This is a genomic window from Bacillus cereus group sp. BfR-BA-01331, from assembly GCF_022663915.1.
Lineage (GTDB): Bacteria > Bacillota > Bacilli > Bacillales > Bacillaceae_G > Bacillus_A > Bacillus_A mycoides.
Map to the genome: position 1 here is coordinate 411,295 of NZ_JAKUGJ010000001.1, position 12,925 is coordinate 424,219.

Sequence of the window (12,925 nt, forward strand, 5' to 3'; positions counted from 1 at the left end):
AAAAGGGGAGAAATCGTGTATGGTTCATATACAAAAAATCACACCAGAAATGAAAGAAGCAATTCAGGATTTTATGTGTGAAAACTGGGGAAGCTCAATGATGGTCTCGCGAGGCAGAGTACATCAATTAGAAGAATTACCTGGTTTTATTGCACTTAGAAATAACAGAATAGTAGGAATTTTAACATATAAAGTGATAGAAAACATGTGTGAAATTGTATCGTTAAATAGTTTTGAGGAAGGGAAGGGGATTGGTACAAAACTGGTGGATTGTGTATTGCGAGTGGCAAAAGAGAACGAATGTAAAAAAGTGTGGCTTATTACGACGAATGATAATATGAACGCACTTCGTTTTTATCAAAAACGTAACTTCATGATGACGAACTTATATATTGATGCGGTAAAGGAAGCACGAAAAATAAAGAAAGAAATTCCATTTATTGGTTATGATAATATCGCGATTTCACATGAAATTCAGCTGGATTATATTTTCTCCCGCATTAACGGGCAGTAAAACTCCTACCTCAAAATTCAGTTGGAGCAAAGAAGTTAGGTGGGAGATCCACTGCCCGTAAACGCCCGATTGGTGAAGGCTAATAATCAGTGGGGGATGAACAAAACCCCCACTGATTAAAGTTTCACTTTATGAGTAGAGTGGAAATTGTGTAACAATTTTCAGAAATATAAAACAATAACCTTGACGAATGTTATATTTTGGTTTAATTTAAAATTGTAATCTATTACCATATTAAGGGGTGACGATGTGGCAACTATACGTGATGTTGCAAAATTGGCCGGTGTTTCAGTCGCAACCGTTTCAAGAGTCATTAACGAAAAAGGATATGTCCATGAAGATACGGTGAAACAAGTAAAAAAAGCAATTGAAGAATTACATTATAGACCGAATGCTACAGCAAAGCCTTTATTTAAACAGCCTTCAACGGTGATTGCATTACTTGTAGATAATTTGCATAATCCATCATACATCACTTTGCTCCGTTTCGTTGAGGAAATAGCATACAAAGAAGGGTATCAAGTAATAGTTTGTAATATAGAAAATAAGAATAGATACATAGATATGTTGGCGCAAAATAACATTGCAGGCGTTATAATGACGAAATCTGTTTTTCGAAGTATAGGAGAAATCTCACTTCCTTTCGCTGTGCTTGAAGAACGACAATCTCTTATGAGCTATTATGAAAGTGGACAGAAAGCTGTTTCTTTATTAAAAGAGAAAGGCTGCCAGTTTCTTGCTTATATCGGTGAGGAAGTAGAGAGTGAAGAAATGGAAGAGCATGTGGCAGGATTTCTAGATACTGCTTGGAAAGAAGGACTTTCTTATCGAGAGGAAATTGTACAAGGGTATACGAATCAACAGTTTCTTGAATTGTTACAAAAGCATCCATACATAGATGGGGTTGTAGCTTCAAGTGATAAGGTCGCTATTGAGCTAATCAGGGCGGCGAAAACTCTTAATATTCATATACCAGGTAAGTTACAAATTATTGGATTTAACGGGAGTGTAGAGGGTGAATGGATAAGTCCATCATTAACGACGATTGGAAGTTATATCGAAGAAAATGGGGAAATAGCTTTTCAACAGTTAATAGGAAAAATAAAGAAAAAACAAGTGCGACAAGAAGAAGCGGAAACAGAATTTAGGTGCATTGAGAGAGAAACAACAAAGTAAAAGGTGCGTTTTTAAAACGCACCTTTTATAGTGTAATTGCGGCAATAAAGCCGAATATAAGTAACGGTATATTATAGTGTAGAAATGTTGGGACACATGTATCCCATATATGATGGTGCTGACCATCAGCATTTAAACCGGACGTTGGTCCAAGTGTACTATCAGATGCTGGAGAACCTGCATCACCAAGTGCACCAGCTGTACCGATAATTGCGATTGTAGCCATGGGACTAAATCCGAGCTGGACGCATAACGGTACGAAAATTGTTGTTAAGATTGGGATGGTTGAAAAGGAAGAGCCAATTCCCATCGTAACGAGAAGTCCAATAATGAGCATAAGAAATGCAGCAAGCGGTTTATTATTTCCGATTATATGTGCACTCGTTTGCACAAGAGATTCAACATGTCCAGTTTTTCGAAGAACAGCGCCAAATCCAGCGGCAGAAATCATAACAAATCCGATAAAGGACATCATACGCATTCCACTCGTTAAAATAGCATCGGCTTCTTTAAGAGGGAGGCTACCGCTAACTGATAAGACAATAATACCTGCTAAAGCACCAAAAATCATTGATTCTGTTGCTAATTGCACAGTTAATGTAGCGAGTATTGATAATAAACCCAAAGTAATGCTTCTTTTCGTATAGGGGACGATTTCATTCTGTGCAGAATGAATTTGTTCTGTTTCATATGTACGTGGTTTTCGGTATGTAATGAAAACCGCTACACATAATCCGATAATCATACCGATTGCTGGAATAGTCATCGCTTTTGGAATAAGTGCGACATCAAATGTAAGACCGCTTTGCGCAGCATTTGTTTGCAATACGTCATGATAAATTTTTCCGAACCCTGCTGGAACCCACATGTAAGGGGTAATTAACCCAAATGTAATAAGACATGTTACAAGCCTACGATCCACCCTCAGCTCATTTAATACTTTTAAAAGTGCTGGAATTAAGATTGGGATGAAGGCGATATGAACAGGGATAATATTTTGTGAGAAGCAAGCCATTGTTAAAATGATAAATAATATAAGTATTTTAGAATAGACTTGTTTTTTCGTGTCTTGTTCGTTGCCGATCCATTTTAAAGCTGATTGGATCATTGCATCAGGAAGTCCTGTTTTTGAAAGGGAAATAGCAAATCCACCGAGCATTGCGTAGCTTAATGCGATAGGAGCACTGTTCCCAAGACCGGCTGTAAAAGTACTAATTGTTTCTGAAATACCGAGTCCGCCGATAAGTCCGCCTGTTAAAGCTCCAACGATAATGGCGACAATGACTTGGACACGTAACAAACTAAGCAGTAGCATGACTGCTACTGCGATGAGTACAGCGTTCATAATAAATGTAATCTCCCTAATTTTTATTCTGTTAAGGCAAGCAAGTGTTTGTAGTGACATCTACTTGCGACATATCATTATAAAATGTTTTCTATGAAATGTAAAAGCGCCTTTTGTTATTAATGTTGAAAAGATAGTTCTTGTTTAATTGATTGTAAAGATTTAGCGAATAACTCAGGCTCTTCTAAATCTGGAGAATGTGCCGAGTTTGGAAACCAAATCATCTTTTTAATAGGAGCTTGAATGATATCGCAATATTGTTGAACGAGTGCATAAGGAGTTTGATAATCATAGCGACCAGAACAAAAATAAACAGGAACAGATAAACTTGAAATAGATGAAAAGAAATCGATTGTCAGCATCTCTTCCCATAAAACTCCGGATTTTAAATTTCCTGCGAGAAATTTGAACCAATCTAATAGCGTATATTCAGGAGAAAAGAAGCCTTTTCGTATGAAAGAAAAGGAAGATCCATTTTGGATTGCTCCTCCGAATGTACCAAGCCACTTTCTTTGAATAATGAGGCGTCTCGTATCTAAAAAGGGTGGTTTCCCTAATTTTAAAAGAGAAGCTAATGCCTTTTTATGGTCATGTTTTTTGGCAGAGCTAATTAAATGTTGATATAGTAATTCTTCATTTTGCTTCATATGTACGATTTGACCGATGCCGATGTATGCTTCTATATATTCGGGACATTGATTAGCGATTTGTAGTCCGATAATACTTCCCCAAGAATGACCAGCGAGAAATAGTTTTTGCTTATTAAAGCGTTTGAGAAGATATTGAATAACCTTTTTTGCATCTGAAAAAAATTGATCAATCGTAAGATTTGTTTGGATGTCCCGCCATAAAAAGGATTTACCTGCCCCTCGCTGATCCCAATTAATAACGATAAAGTGCTTTTCTAACTCTTTTTGAAAATGGCGAATAAAGCCGATTTGTGCCATACCAGGACCGCCGTGACAGCATAATAAAATAGGCTGTTCCACGTTTTGGCCGCGTATAAGGAGAGATTGTTTCCGGTCATTAATCATAACGCTTTCTATCGTAGCGATACTGTTAGGGATTAGTTGCTTCTTTTCGTTGTAAAACCGAGGGGTATGGCTACGAAAAAGCATATGTAAACCTCCTTTTCTTAAATGGTATGAATCGCACAGGCTCTTTCTTTTGCATATACTACTAGAAAATCATTGTATCATAACATACTGGTTTGATTTCAAGTTTAGGCGATTAAGAGAGGAGGGAGAATGTGACGATTGGAGAAATTATTGATTCTTTAAATAGACGCGAATCAATCGCTATTATAGCGAAACGGCTTGAAATGAGCCCATATACATTATCAAAGAAATTAAGGGTGATTGGATATGAATATGATGGAGAGCAGAAAAAACGTATCTTTATAGGTGATGGTGAAGAGCCACGTCATTTGCAAATCCAAGAAGCTACTGCCCTTCAATATGCAAAAACAGACTATCAATTACTAATTTATGAACAATTACAAAGCATTTATGAATTGCTAAGAAAAAGAGAAGAAGTAAGTGTTCAAATTATAAGTAAGAGCACAGAGAAAAAGAAACGAACCTTTTCGATTAATATAGAAGTATTAGCAAGACTAGATGTTATATCGGAATCAAAAGGGATTCAAAAGTCTAAAATTGTAGAAGAAGCACTACAGGAATTTTTGCAACGGTATGATGTTAATCATGAAACGTATCCAGAGAAATAAAAGAAAGGATACTATGTTCCATATAAGAGCGTGTATCCTTTCTTTTATTTCATTTTTTGTTTTGTTTCGAAAAGTAATATAGGAACCAAACGGCATGATTTTGTTCATCAGCTGCTGCGCGCCGAAATGTTTCTTTCACTTGTTGATTTGTCGTTTCGTCAGCAATTTCTAAGTAAAAATCAACTGTTCGTTGCTCATCTTGCCGAATTTCAAGGATTTGAGTTCGTTCATTTATGTCTGGAGCTAAAGTAGCTAATCTAGCATAAAAATGAATGGCGCTATATTCTCCGTTAATTGCTTTCTCAATACTACGAATGTGTTTGTCGTTTTGTCGATACAATGTATCGTCATTGTTTGATGAAAATACATACAAATCTTCCCATTATAGTTTTCTATATACTACGAAGAAACAAGGGGCTATGTGCGTATCCTTTACTGCACTAGAAGAATGACAATACGTATGACTCTAAAAGAAGAAGCTCCTTGCATATAAAAGGAGCTTCTTCTTTCGAGTGTCACGCACTAGTTTGAATAGTATTTAATTGTTTTTTTGAATACGTCCATCAATAATCGGCTGAATTGGTTCTTTCACTTGTTTTACATAATCGACTAATGCTTCAAAATCGTTTGGACCAGTTTCAGCATTTTTTCCATTTTTAAAGGATACGAATCCATCACCGCCAGAAGCTAGGAAAGCATTTGCAACTACGCTATACGTTTTAGAGGGAACTAATTCTTCACCATTTGTTAAACGGATATTCGTAACCTTTTCGTTATTTGGTTTATTTGCATCCCAAGTGTATTGAATACCTGAAATTTGAAGCATTCTCGTTGCTCCTTTTTGCCATTGTTGATTTAATATATCACGAATATCTTGACCTGTTAGATCTACTTTAATTAATTGGTTTCCGAAAGGCTGAATGCCGTATAATTCGCCCCATGTAATATCTCCAGCGTCTAGATCATTACGAATTCCACCAGGATTCATAAGAGCGATTTGTGTTTGCATAGTTTGGCGCTGGGCATCCGCAACTAAATTTCCAAGTGTAGATTCACCAGCATCGTTTTGTTTACGGTCGATAGGTGCTGTAGATTTTCCGACTACTTCATTTACAAGAGGTGCGATTTTTTCTTTATATTGATCTAACTTTTGTTTTACTTGTTTATCAGGCTCTACACCTTCATGGTACGTTGTAATAACTTCAGCTTTTTTCTTCACAATATCTTTTGTTTTTCTATCAATCGTTACATCTACATCAGAGAAAGCCATCCCGTAAGAGTTCGCCTGCACGATAAGTTTATTATTTACAGTACCATTTACGTACGTATGACTATGTCCACCGAAAATAACATCAACTTCTGGATCTGTTTCATTTGCAATTCGAGTGAGGTCTCCATTTGTTACACCAGACTCATCAGTTGTTCCGCCGACATGTGCAAGGACTACGATAGATTTAACGCCGAGACGCTTTAATTGTTGTGTGGATTTATTAATAGCCTCTACTTCATCAGTGATTTCTACATTTTTAAGCATAGTAGGCATAACGACATTTGGTGTATCCGTTGTAACAACTCCAATGAACCCTACAGGAACTCCGTCAACCATTTTTACAGTGAATGGTGGTAAAAATAAGCGGCCAGTTGATTTATTATAGAAGTTTGCAGCGACATAAGGGAAGTTTGCTCCTTTGAAATTCCCTGTTTTTTCGTGATATCCACCGTAAATGAGGCGTTTCATTTCATCGATACCTTCATCAAATTCATGGTTTCCGATTGTACCAACATCAAACTTTAAGTCATTTAAAAATTCAATTGTTGGTTCGTCTTGTAATAATGCGGAAACTGGTGGGCTGGCTCCGACAATATCACCGGCATGTACGAGAAGTGTATTAGGGTTTTGTTTTTTGCGTTCTTTTAAATAAGTAGCTAAATAATCAGCGCCACCAGCTTCTTTATTGTTAACTTTTTTTACAGTATCTAGTTGACCATGTAAATCATTAATACCAAGCATTTGTACGTCTATGTATCGGTTTTGTTCGGCAGGAGTCTGAGATGGAGGAGCGGCGAATACGCTTGAAAAAGTAATAGTACTTAAAACAGCAACAGCAGGAATAATTTTTTTCCACATAATTAATTTCTCCTTTTTTTATAATCTGACATCATACGACATAATTTTAATAGATTACTAGGATTATATCCATATAAAAATTTAGTTTTTTCGAAAAATTAACATATTTACAAAAGATAAATAATAGAGTAGGGAACCTTTTTTATTGTCGATTTCGCCGTGTATCCTCTATAATGGAGAAAAAAGTAAAAGGTGAATAGTATGAAGAAAAAGAAGCAAAGACAAACACAAAGACACTCTCAAATGAATCAACCAGAGAAAGAATCACTTACACTAGGTGATCAATTGAACGATTCGTTAATGCAACAATTAAAGAATAAGAAAAAAGAGTTGCAAGCGAGAGAAGAGAAAAAAGAGGCAGCAGAACAAGAAAGAAAGCGTAAAGAACAAAAAGAACGTGAAAAGAATAAATCATTTGAAGAACTGTTAAGTGAAAGTAGCCTTACTTGGAAAGACTTTAAATAATAAAAAGATGATCAGTGAAATGCCACTGATCATTTTTTTGACGAGTTTATAAGAAAAGGGGAGTTAGAATGAGGAAAATTGTAGTCGTTCCGTATGAAAATCATTGGAGTGAGAAATTTCAAATGGAGGCCGAAAGATTAAAATCGGCGATGCCAGAAACGGTAAAAATCCATCATATTGGAAGTACGTCAGTGCCAGGACTAGCAGCTAAACCTATTATTGATATGATCATGGAAGTAGAAAGTATCGACAGAGTAGATCATTGGAATGAACGATTTAAAGAGCTTGGTTACATCGTGAAAGGGGAAAATGGTATTTCAGGTCGTCGTTTTTTTATTCATGGAACTGAGGAAAAACGCTCGTATCACTTACACGTATTTGAAAAAGGAAATCCTGAGATAGTAAGGCATTTAGCATTTCGTGATTATATGATGGCTCATTGTGAAGAAGCAGAAGCGTATGCGACTTTAAAGAAAGAACTAGCTGAAAAATATACATATGATGGCACGTTGTATACAGAAGGAAAAAATGAATTTGTACGTAATGTTGATGAAAAAGCGAAGAAATGGATAGAAAGTTACGTGAACGACTGAGTTCATGTTATTTTCTAAAGGGGTATAAAATTATTATGTAAACTGTACGTATGTTTTGACATTTTGAATAAATCTTGTTGAAATAAAGTGGTGGTTTATAAAAAATGTAACATTGAAAGGGAGAACGACTGTGCATATTCCAACAACTACACTTCATAATGGCGTGAAAATGCCGATGATTGGTCTAGGCGTTTATAAAGCGAAAGAAGGCGACGAAGTTAAACAAGCAGTAAAAACAGCGTTAGAAGTTGGATACCGTTCGATTGATACAGCAACTGTATATGAAAATGAAAGCGGTGTCGGAGAAGCGGTTCGTGAATCTGGAATCCCGCGAGAAGACTTGTTTATTACAACAAAAGTTTGGAACGACGATCAAGGGTACGAGGAGACGCTTGAGGCGTTTGAAAAAAGTTTAAAGAAATTACAAATGGAGTATGTAGATTTATATTTAATCCATTGGCCGATAAGAGGGAAGTATGTTGATACGTACCGTGCTTTAGAAAAGCTATATGAAGAAGGTAAGGTGCGCGCGATTGGTGTTTCTAATTTTCATAAACATCATTTAGAACTGTTATTACCAAATTGTAAAGTGAAGCCGATGGTCAACCAAGTTGAACTTCATCCAATGTTAGCGCAATTTGAATTGCGTGATTTCTGTCAAGGTGAGCAAATTCAGATGGAAGCGTGGAGTCCTTTAATGAGAGGCGGCGAAGTATTCCAGCATCCAATTATTCAGGATATTTCTAAAAAATATGAAAAGTCACCTGCACAAGTTATATTAAGGTGGGATATTCAAAGTGGGATTGTGACTATTCCTAAATCTGTTACGCCATCTCGTATTAAAGAGAACTTTACTATTTTTGATTTCTCATTAACTGAAGAAGAGATGGATCAAATTAATACGTTAAATCGTAATTTACATGTAGGAACGAATCCTGATAAATATGATACGTTATAAAAAAAGACTGCCGCCTAGTGTTGGGGGGCAGTCTTTTGCTTTTATCGGTATCAATATTTTAGCGATGCAAAGCATATGAATCATACTTAACAATCTTTTGAAGTTGTACATATTCTTCTTTTGTTAAAGATAACTGTTGGCTAGCTTGTATATTTTCTTGCAATTGTTGAATAGAGCTTGCACCAGGTATAACAGCTGCAACAGTTTCGTTATGTAAGCAATATTGAATAGCTGTTCCTGTTAAAGAGCTTTCCCCGATTATTTCTTTTACACTCGCGAGTGTCGAATATAACTCATCGTAAGAATAAGAGAGGTAATCTTTTTCTTTTACTCTTTCTATCTTTCTTGCATTATTGTTAGTTAAAATCCCTTTTGCAAGTGGTCCGCGAGCAATAACGCTAATTTGCTGTTCATTAAGAAGCGGGAACCATTCTTCAGGGCGACGATTTAAAAGGCTGTATTCCATTAATATGCTAACGATATTTGATCGTTTTGCATACTCACGAATGACATTTGGACGTATAGAAGAGATACCATAATGACGAATAATCCCTTCTTTTTTTAATTCTTCAAAGGCTTCAACTGTTTCATCTATAGGATCTTCAATCGTCCCGCCATGCAGTTGATATAAATCAATATAATCTGTTTGAAGTCTACGTAAACTCTCTTTTACTTCGGCCTTTATATAAGCTTTAGAAGGATCCCAAGACCAACCGTTTTTTTCTTCTGTCCATCGATTTCCAACCTTTGTTGTAAGAACAATTTGGTCGCGTTTTCCTTTCAGAGCTTTTCCAACAAATTCTTCATTTAATCCATAATCGTATAAGTCCGCTGTATCAAAAAAATTAATTCCTAAATCGATTGCCTCATCGATAATACGCATAGCTTCAGCCTCAGATGCACCGAGAGACATACAGCCAAATCCAATTTCCGTAACATATAAATCTGAGTTTCCTAATTGACGTTTTTTCATAGGTCAACCTCCTTACCTTTATTGTACGAAAGGGGAAGGAGGTTGACAAACGTTTACTTTTTATTTGCTGTAATCCACTCTTGTACAGTTTTATACTCTTTGCCATATTGTTTTAGCTTATGACGAATTTGCCATGCTTTGCCGACTAAAGTGACGCGATTTGGTAAAATGTAAACTTTCATTTCTATCACGCTCCTTTCAATGTGGTAAAATGTATGAAGAACGATTAGGAAATAGAACAGGGAGATGAAGTAGTATGAGTAATCTTGCAGAAAGAACAGTAAAAACTGAACCGATTTTTGATGGTAGAGTTATAAAAGTTCGTGTTGATGATGTAGTATTACCAAATGGAGAAATGAGTAAACGTGAAATCGTAAATCACCCTGGGGCAGTTGCTATTATTGCTATTACTGATGAGGGGAAAATTGTACTCGTTGAGCAGTATCGTAAAGCTCTCGAAAAGGCAATTGTGGAAATTCCTGCTGGGAAGTTAGAACCTGGGGAAAAGCCAGAGGTAACAGCAGTTCGTGAATTAGAAGAAGAAACAGGATATGTATGTGAAAATATGGAGCTTATTACATCTTTCTATACATCACCTGGTTTTGCAGATGAGATTTTATATGTATATAAAGCGACAGGATTAAAACAAAAAGAAAATAAAGCAGCTTTAGATGAAGATGAATTTGTGGAATTAATGGAAGTGTCATTAGAAGAAGCGATTGATCTTATGAAAGACCTTCGCATACATGATGCTAAGACGATGTTTGCAGTACAATATTTACAATTACAAAAATAAACACTCGCCTAAGGCGAGTGTTTTTAGTTGATTTTTGCATATACACGTGCATCGCGTAAGCTGCCATCGGGTGCTAGGAAATCATTTTCCATTGTACCTTCTAAAATAAATTCTAGACGTTCTGCTAAGTTACATGCGTTTATATTTGTTGCATCAGTACGAATTTCAATTCTTCTAGCACCTAGTTTATCAAATGCAAATTGAATCGCACCTTTAATGGCTTCTGTCATATAGCCATGCTTTGTATAAGCGCTATGTAGCCAAAAGTGAAGTGAAAACTTTGGAATATCCCAGTTTTCAGGCTTGAGCGTAATAGCTCCGATGAATGTACCAGATACTTTATCGTATAAGTGGAAATCAAGTGTTTCACGAAGTAAAAACTGTCCGTGAGCTTCGCGAACAATTTCTTCAGCACGTTCTTCTGTTTCAGCTGTAATTGGCATCCATGGTAATAAGTCTTCTAGCGAAGCTTGGATTGCTTCATATACCTCTGTTCCATCACCTGGAAACGGCTTACGTACTTGCAAGCGCTCAGTTTGAAATAATGTTGGAAAATCTAATAATAATGGTTTCAAGAGAAATCCCTCCTATTCTCTACTTTTTAGTTTAGCAAAGTAGAGCGGAATTTCAATGCTAATTCGTCATACTTTTTTTCTTTCTTTCATACATTTTTAGTAAGAGTGTGAACGGAGGGAAGGAAAATGTGGCGAAAAACGTGGCAAGACCGTGTAATGTCTCACATACAGGAAAATTCTTCACTATATATATTTAATGCGGTTTTATTACTGATGGGAGTAATATTTGGAGCGATTCTTGTGAATAGTTTACAAATAAACCAAAAGCAAGATTTATCATTTTATTTACAGCGTTTTTTTGGACAAGTTTCTAAAGGAGAATTTGCTGTCGCAGGCGAAATGTTCCGAGAAAGTTACTTTTCGCAATTAAAATATATCGGCTTTATTTGGATTTTGGGGATTTCAATTATTGGGTTGCCGCTCATTTTTATCTTACTATTTTTAAAAGGGGTAGTTGTTGGATTTACAGTAGGTTTTTTAGTAAGTCAGCACGGATGGAATGGACTATTATTAGCATTTGTATCTGTATTGCCACAAAATTTAATTATAATTCCTGTATTTCTCGTAATGACAACAATTGCTGCAAGCTTTTCCTTACGCATGATTAGGCATCAATTTATTCGGAAAATAACTGAGCCACTATTACCGTTATTAATTCGCTATACATGCTTTTTTCTCGTGATTGGAGCGGTATTAGCTATTGCTTCCAGTGTCGAAGTGTATGCATCACCAGTTTTAATGAAAGAAGTTGTGGAGGCTATTAACAAACAATAAATACTTTTTGAGAATAATTATCAATTTGTTTTTATTGTTTTTCTTTTGACAGGAGCCCTTCTTCTGATATAATGGTGTAAGAGTGGCGAGGAGGGAGTAGTACCGAATGGAAGAAAGAATTGAACGAATTAAGAAGCAATTACATGCAGCGAGCTATAAATTGACACCACAACGTGAAGCAACAGTTCGTGTGCTGCTAGAAAATGAAGAAGATCATTTAAGCGCAGAAGATGTATACCTCCTTGTAAAAGAAAAGTCGCCAGAGATCGGATTAGCAACCGTTTATCGAACTTTAGAGTTATTGTCAGAGTTGAAAGTTGTCGATAAAATTAACTTTGGAGACGGTGTTTCGCGTTATGACTTACGCCAAGAAGGTGCACAGCGTTTCCATCATCATTTAATCTGTACACAATGCGGTGCTGTACAAGAAATACAAGAAGATTTACTTGGTGAAGTGGAGAATAAAGTGGAACGAGACTGGAGCTTTAAGGTGAAAGATCATCGTTTAACATTCCATGGGATTTGTAAAAATTGTCAAGAAAATGAAACGGATGAAAAATAACCTTTTCCTATTTAACTAGGAAGAGGTTTTTTATTTGAATAAGGTATAAATTGGTGAAAGCTTGGCATATGTTGTAATAACTTATATTTTGGAGGAATTTACAATGCGCCGAGCTTTAAAATTAACTTTTGATGGGATGAAAGTATTTTTATTATTTACAAGTTGTACGATTTTGTTTTATTTCGCTATACTATGGATAAATGAAGAATATGAAAGTTACCATCGTTATGAAAAGCCAAAAGAAGAGACTGTAGAAAAAGTATCAGGGAATGAGGAGCCGGAAAAGGATGCTTTCGTAAATAGAATGATGTTTTTCTATGAAAATGGGGAGTAGTGTAGA

At 36.0% G+C, this 12,925-nt stretch carries 17 protein-coding genes; 10 read left to right on the top strand and 7 right to left on the bottom strand.

Going from position 1 to position 12,925, the window contains the following annotated elements; all coding sequences use genetic code 11:
- The first annotated feature begins 19 nt into the window (after positions 1-19).
- Complete coding sequence (locus MR155_RS02160) at positions 20-514, top strand: GNAT family N-acetyltransferase (RefSeq protein ID WP_242307764.1); 495 nt, start codon at positions 20-22, stop codon at positions 512-514.
- Between the two features lie 249 nt (positions 515-763).
- On the top strand, positions 764-1,690 hold the full coding sequence (locus MR155_RS02165) for a LacI family DNA-binding transcriptional regulator (RefSeq protein ID WP_242307767.1): 927 nt from the start codon (positions 764-766) through the stop codon (positions 1,688-1,690).
- A gap of 25 nt (positions 1,691-1,715) precedes the next feature.
- On the opposite strand, the gene MR155_RS02170 is transcribed toward MR155_RS02165, so the two are convergent.
- Both MR155_RS02170 and MR155_RS02175 read right to left on the bottom strand, forming a co-directional pair.
- Positions 1,716-3,035 carry a Na+/H+ antiporter family protein gene (locus tag MR155_RS02170; RefSeq protein ID WP_002014950.1) on the bottom strand — a complete coding sequence of 440 codons (1,320 nt, stop codon included), beginning with the start codon at positions 3,033-3,035 and terminating at the stop codon, positions 1,716-1,718.
- A 119-nt stretch (positions 3,036-3,154) separates the two neighbouring features.
- Complete coding sequence (locus MR155_RS02175; RefSeq protein WP_219303487.1) at positions 3,155-4,153, bottom strand: alpha/beta fold hydrolase; 999 nt, start codon at positions 4,151-4,153, stop codon at positions 3,155-3,157.
- A 131-nt stretch (positions 4,154-4,284) separates the two neighbouring features.
- Here MR155_RS02175 and MR155_RS02180 point away from each other — a divergent pair, with 131 nt between their 5' ends.
- Positions 4,285-4,761 (top strand): ribbon-helix-helix domain-containing protein, encoded by a 477-nt coding sequence (locus MR155_RS02180; protein ID WP_002014948.1) that lies wholly within the window; start codon positions 4,285-4,287, stop codon positions 4,759-4,761.
- A gap of 49 nt (positions 4,762-4,810) precedes the next feature.
- Here the strand turns inward: MR155_RS02180 and MR155_RS02185 are convergent, their stop codons facing one another.
- Together MR155_RS02185 and MR155_RS02190 are read right to left on the bottom strand one after the other, a co-directional pair.
- Positions 4,811-5,134, bottom strand: a complete 324-nt coding sequence (locus tag MR155_RS02185; RefSeq protein ID WP_219303486.1) for a ferritin-like domain-containing protein — start codon at positions 5,132-5,134, stop codon at positions 4,811-4,813.
- Positions 5,135-5,299: 165 nt separating this feature from the next.
- The gene (locus MR155_RS02190) at positions 5,300-6,889 is read right to left on the bottom strand and encodes a bifunctional metallophosphatase/5'-nucleotidase (protein WP_113937127.1); all 1,590 of its coding nucleotides are present in this window, start codon (positions 6,887-6,889) and stop codon (positions 5,300-5,302) included.
- Between the two features lie 201 nt (positions 6,890-7,090).
- On the opposite strand from MR155_RS02190, the gene MR155_RS02195 reads away from it, so the two are divergent.
- From MR155_RS02195 to MR155_RS02205, 3 genes are all read left to right on the top strand, one after another.
- Positions 7,091-7,354, top strand: a complete 264-nt coding sequence (locus tag MR155_RS02195) for a YqkE family protein (protein ID WP_219303485.1) — start codon at positions 7,091-7,093, stop codon at positions 7,352-7,354.
- 68 nt (positions 7,355-7,422) lie between these two features.
- The gene (locus MR155_RS02200; RefSeq protein ID WP_219303484.1) at positions 7,423-7,947 is read left to right on the top strand and encodes a GrpB family protein; all 525 of its coding nucleotides are present in this window, start codon (positions 7,423-7,425) and stop codon (positions 7,945-7,947) included.
- Positions 7,948-8,077: 130 nt separating this feature from the next.
- The gene (locus tag MR155_RS02205; protein WP_002165107.1) at positions 8,078-8,905 is read left to right on the top strand and encodes an aldo/keto reductase; all 828 of its coding nucleotides are present in this window, start codon (positions 8,078-8,080) and stop codon (positions 8,903-8,905) included.
- Positions 8,906-8,963: 58 nt separating this feature from the next.
- Here MR155_RS02205 and MR155_RS02210 read toward each other — a convergent pair whose 3' ends face one another.
- Both MR155_RS02210 and mciZ read right to left on the bottom strand, forming a co-directional pair.
- Positions 8,964-9,878: an aldo/keto reductase gene (locus MR155_RS02210; RefSeq protein ID WP_002088476.1), complete on the bottom strand. Its 915-nt coding sequence runs from the start codon at positions 9,876-9,878 to the stop codon at positions 8,964-8,966.
- Positions 9,879-9,931: 53 nt separating this feature from the next.
- Positions 9,932-10,060, bottom strand: coding sequence for a Z-ring formation inhibitor MciZ (mciZ, locus tag MR155_RS02215; protein WP_219303483.1), 129 nt, complete (start codon positions 10,058-10,060; stop codon positions 9,932-9,934).
- A gap of 74 nt (positions 10,061-10,134) precedes the next feature.
- Here mciZ and MR155_RS02220 point away from each other — a divergent pair, with 74 nt between their 5' ends.
- Entirely contained in the window at positions 10,135-10,674 is a 540-nt protein-coding gene (locus MR155_RS02220; RefSeq protein ID WP_002014941.1) for an NUDIX domain-containing protein, read from the top strand.
- A gap of 23 nt (positions 10,675-10,697) precedes the next feature.
- On the opposite strand, the gene MR155_RS02225 is transcribed toward MR155_RS02220, so the two are convergent.
- The gene (locus tag MR155_RS02225) at positions 10,698-11,249 is read right to left on the bottom strand and encodes a GNAT family N-acetyltransferase (RefSeq protein ID WP_002033881.1); all 552 of its coding nucleotides are present in this window, start codon (positions 11,247-11,249) and stop codon (positions 10,698-10,700) included.
- 126 nt (positions 11,250-11,375) lie between these two features.
- Here MR155_RS02225 and spoIIM point away from each other — a divergent pair, with 126 nt between their 5' ends.
- From spoIIM to MR155_RS02240, 3 genes are all read left to right on the top strand, one after another.
- The gene (gene spoIIM / locus MR155_RS02230; RefSeq protein WP_002014939.1) at positions 11,376-12,023 is read left to right on the top strand and encodes a stage II sporulation protein M; all 648 of its coding nucleotides are present in this window, start codon (positions 11,376-11,378) and stop codon (positions 12,021-12,023) included.
- A gap of 106 nt (positions 12,024-12,129) precedes the next feature.
- The gene (gene fur, locus MR155_RS02235) at positions 12,130-12,585 is read left to right on the top strand and encodes a ferric iron uptake transcriptional regulator (RefSeq protein WP_000392654.1); all 456 of its coding nucleotides are present in this window, start codon (positions 12,130-12,132) and stop codon (positions 12,583-12,585) included.
- A 103-nt stretch (positions 12,586-12,688) separates the two neighbouring features.
- Entirely contained in the window at positions 12,689-12,919 is a 231-nt protein-coding gene (locus MR155_RS02240) for a YqzK family protein (protein ID WP_002088473.1), read from the top strand.
- Positions 12,920-12,925: the final 6 nt, after the last annotated feature.

Bases quoted from the DNA above. Each gene is read 5' to 3' on its own strand.
- MR155_RS02195 (WP_219303485.1), top strand. From the start codon at position 7,091: ATGAAGAAAAAGAAGCAAAGACAAACACAAAGACACTCTCAAATGAAT.
- MR155_RS02190 (WP_113937127.1), bottom strand. From the start codon at position 6,889: ATGTGGAAAAAAATTATTCCTGCTGTTGCTGTTTTAAGTACTATTACT.
- MR155_RS02240 (WP_002088473.1), top strand. From the start codon at position 12,689: ATGCGCCGAGCTTTAAAATTAACTTTTGATGGGATGAAAGTATTTTTA.
- MR155_RS02200 (WP_219303484.1), top strand. From the start codon at position 7,423: ATGAGGAAAATTGTAGTCGTTCCGTATGAAAATCATTGGAGTGAGAAA.
- MR155_RS02220 (WP_002014941.1), top strand. From the start codon at position 10,135: ATGAGTAATCTTGCAGAAAGAACAGTAAAAACTGAACCGATTTTTGAT.
- mciZ (WP_219303483.1), bottom strand. From the start codon at position 10,060: ATGAAAGTTTACATTTTACCAAATCGCGTCACTTTAGTCGGCAAAGCA.
- MR155_RS02175 (WP_219303487.1), bottom strand. From the start codon at position 4,153: ATGCTTTTTCGTAGCCATACCCCTCGGTTTTACAACGAAAAGAAGCAA.
- MR155_RS02210 (WP_002088476.1), bottom strand. From the start codon at position 9,878: ATGAAAAAACGTCAATTAGGAAACTCAGATTTATATGTTACGGAAATT.
- MR155_RS02170 (WP_002014950.1), bottom strand. From the start codon at position 3,035: ATGAACGCTGTACTCATCGCAGTAGCAGTCATGCTACTGCTTAGTTTG.
- MR155_RS02160 (WP_242307764.1), top strand. From the start codon at position 20: ATGGTTCATATACAAAAAATCACACCAGAAATGAAAGAAGCAATTCAG.
- spoIIM (WP_002014939.1), top strand. From the start codon at position 11,376: ATGTGGCGAAAAACGTGGCAAGACCGTGTAATGTCTCACATACAGGAA.
- fur (WP_000392654.1), top strand. From the start codon at position 12,130: ATGGAAGAAAGAATTGAACGAATTAAGAAGCAATTACATGCAGCGAGC.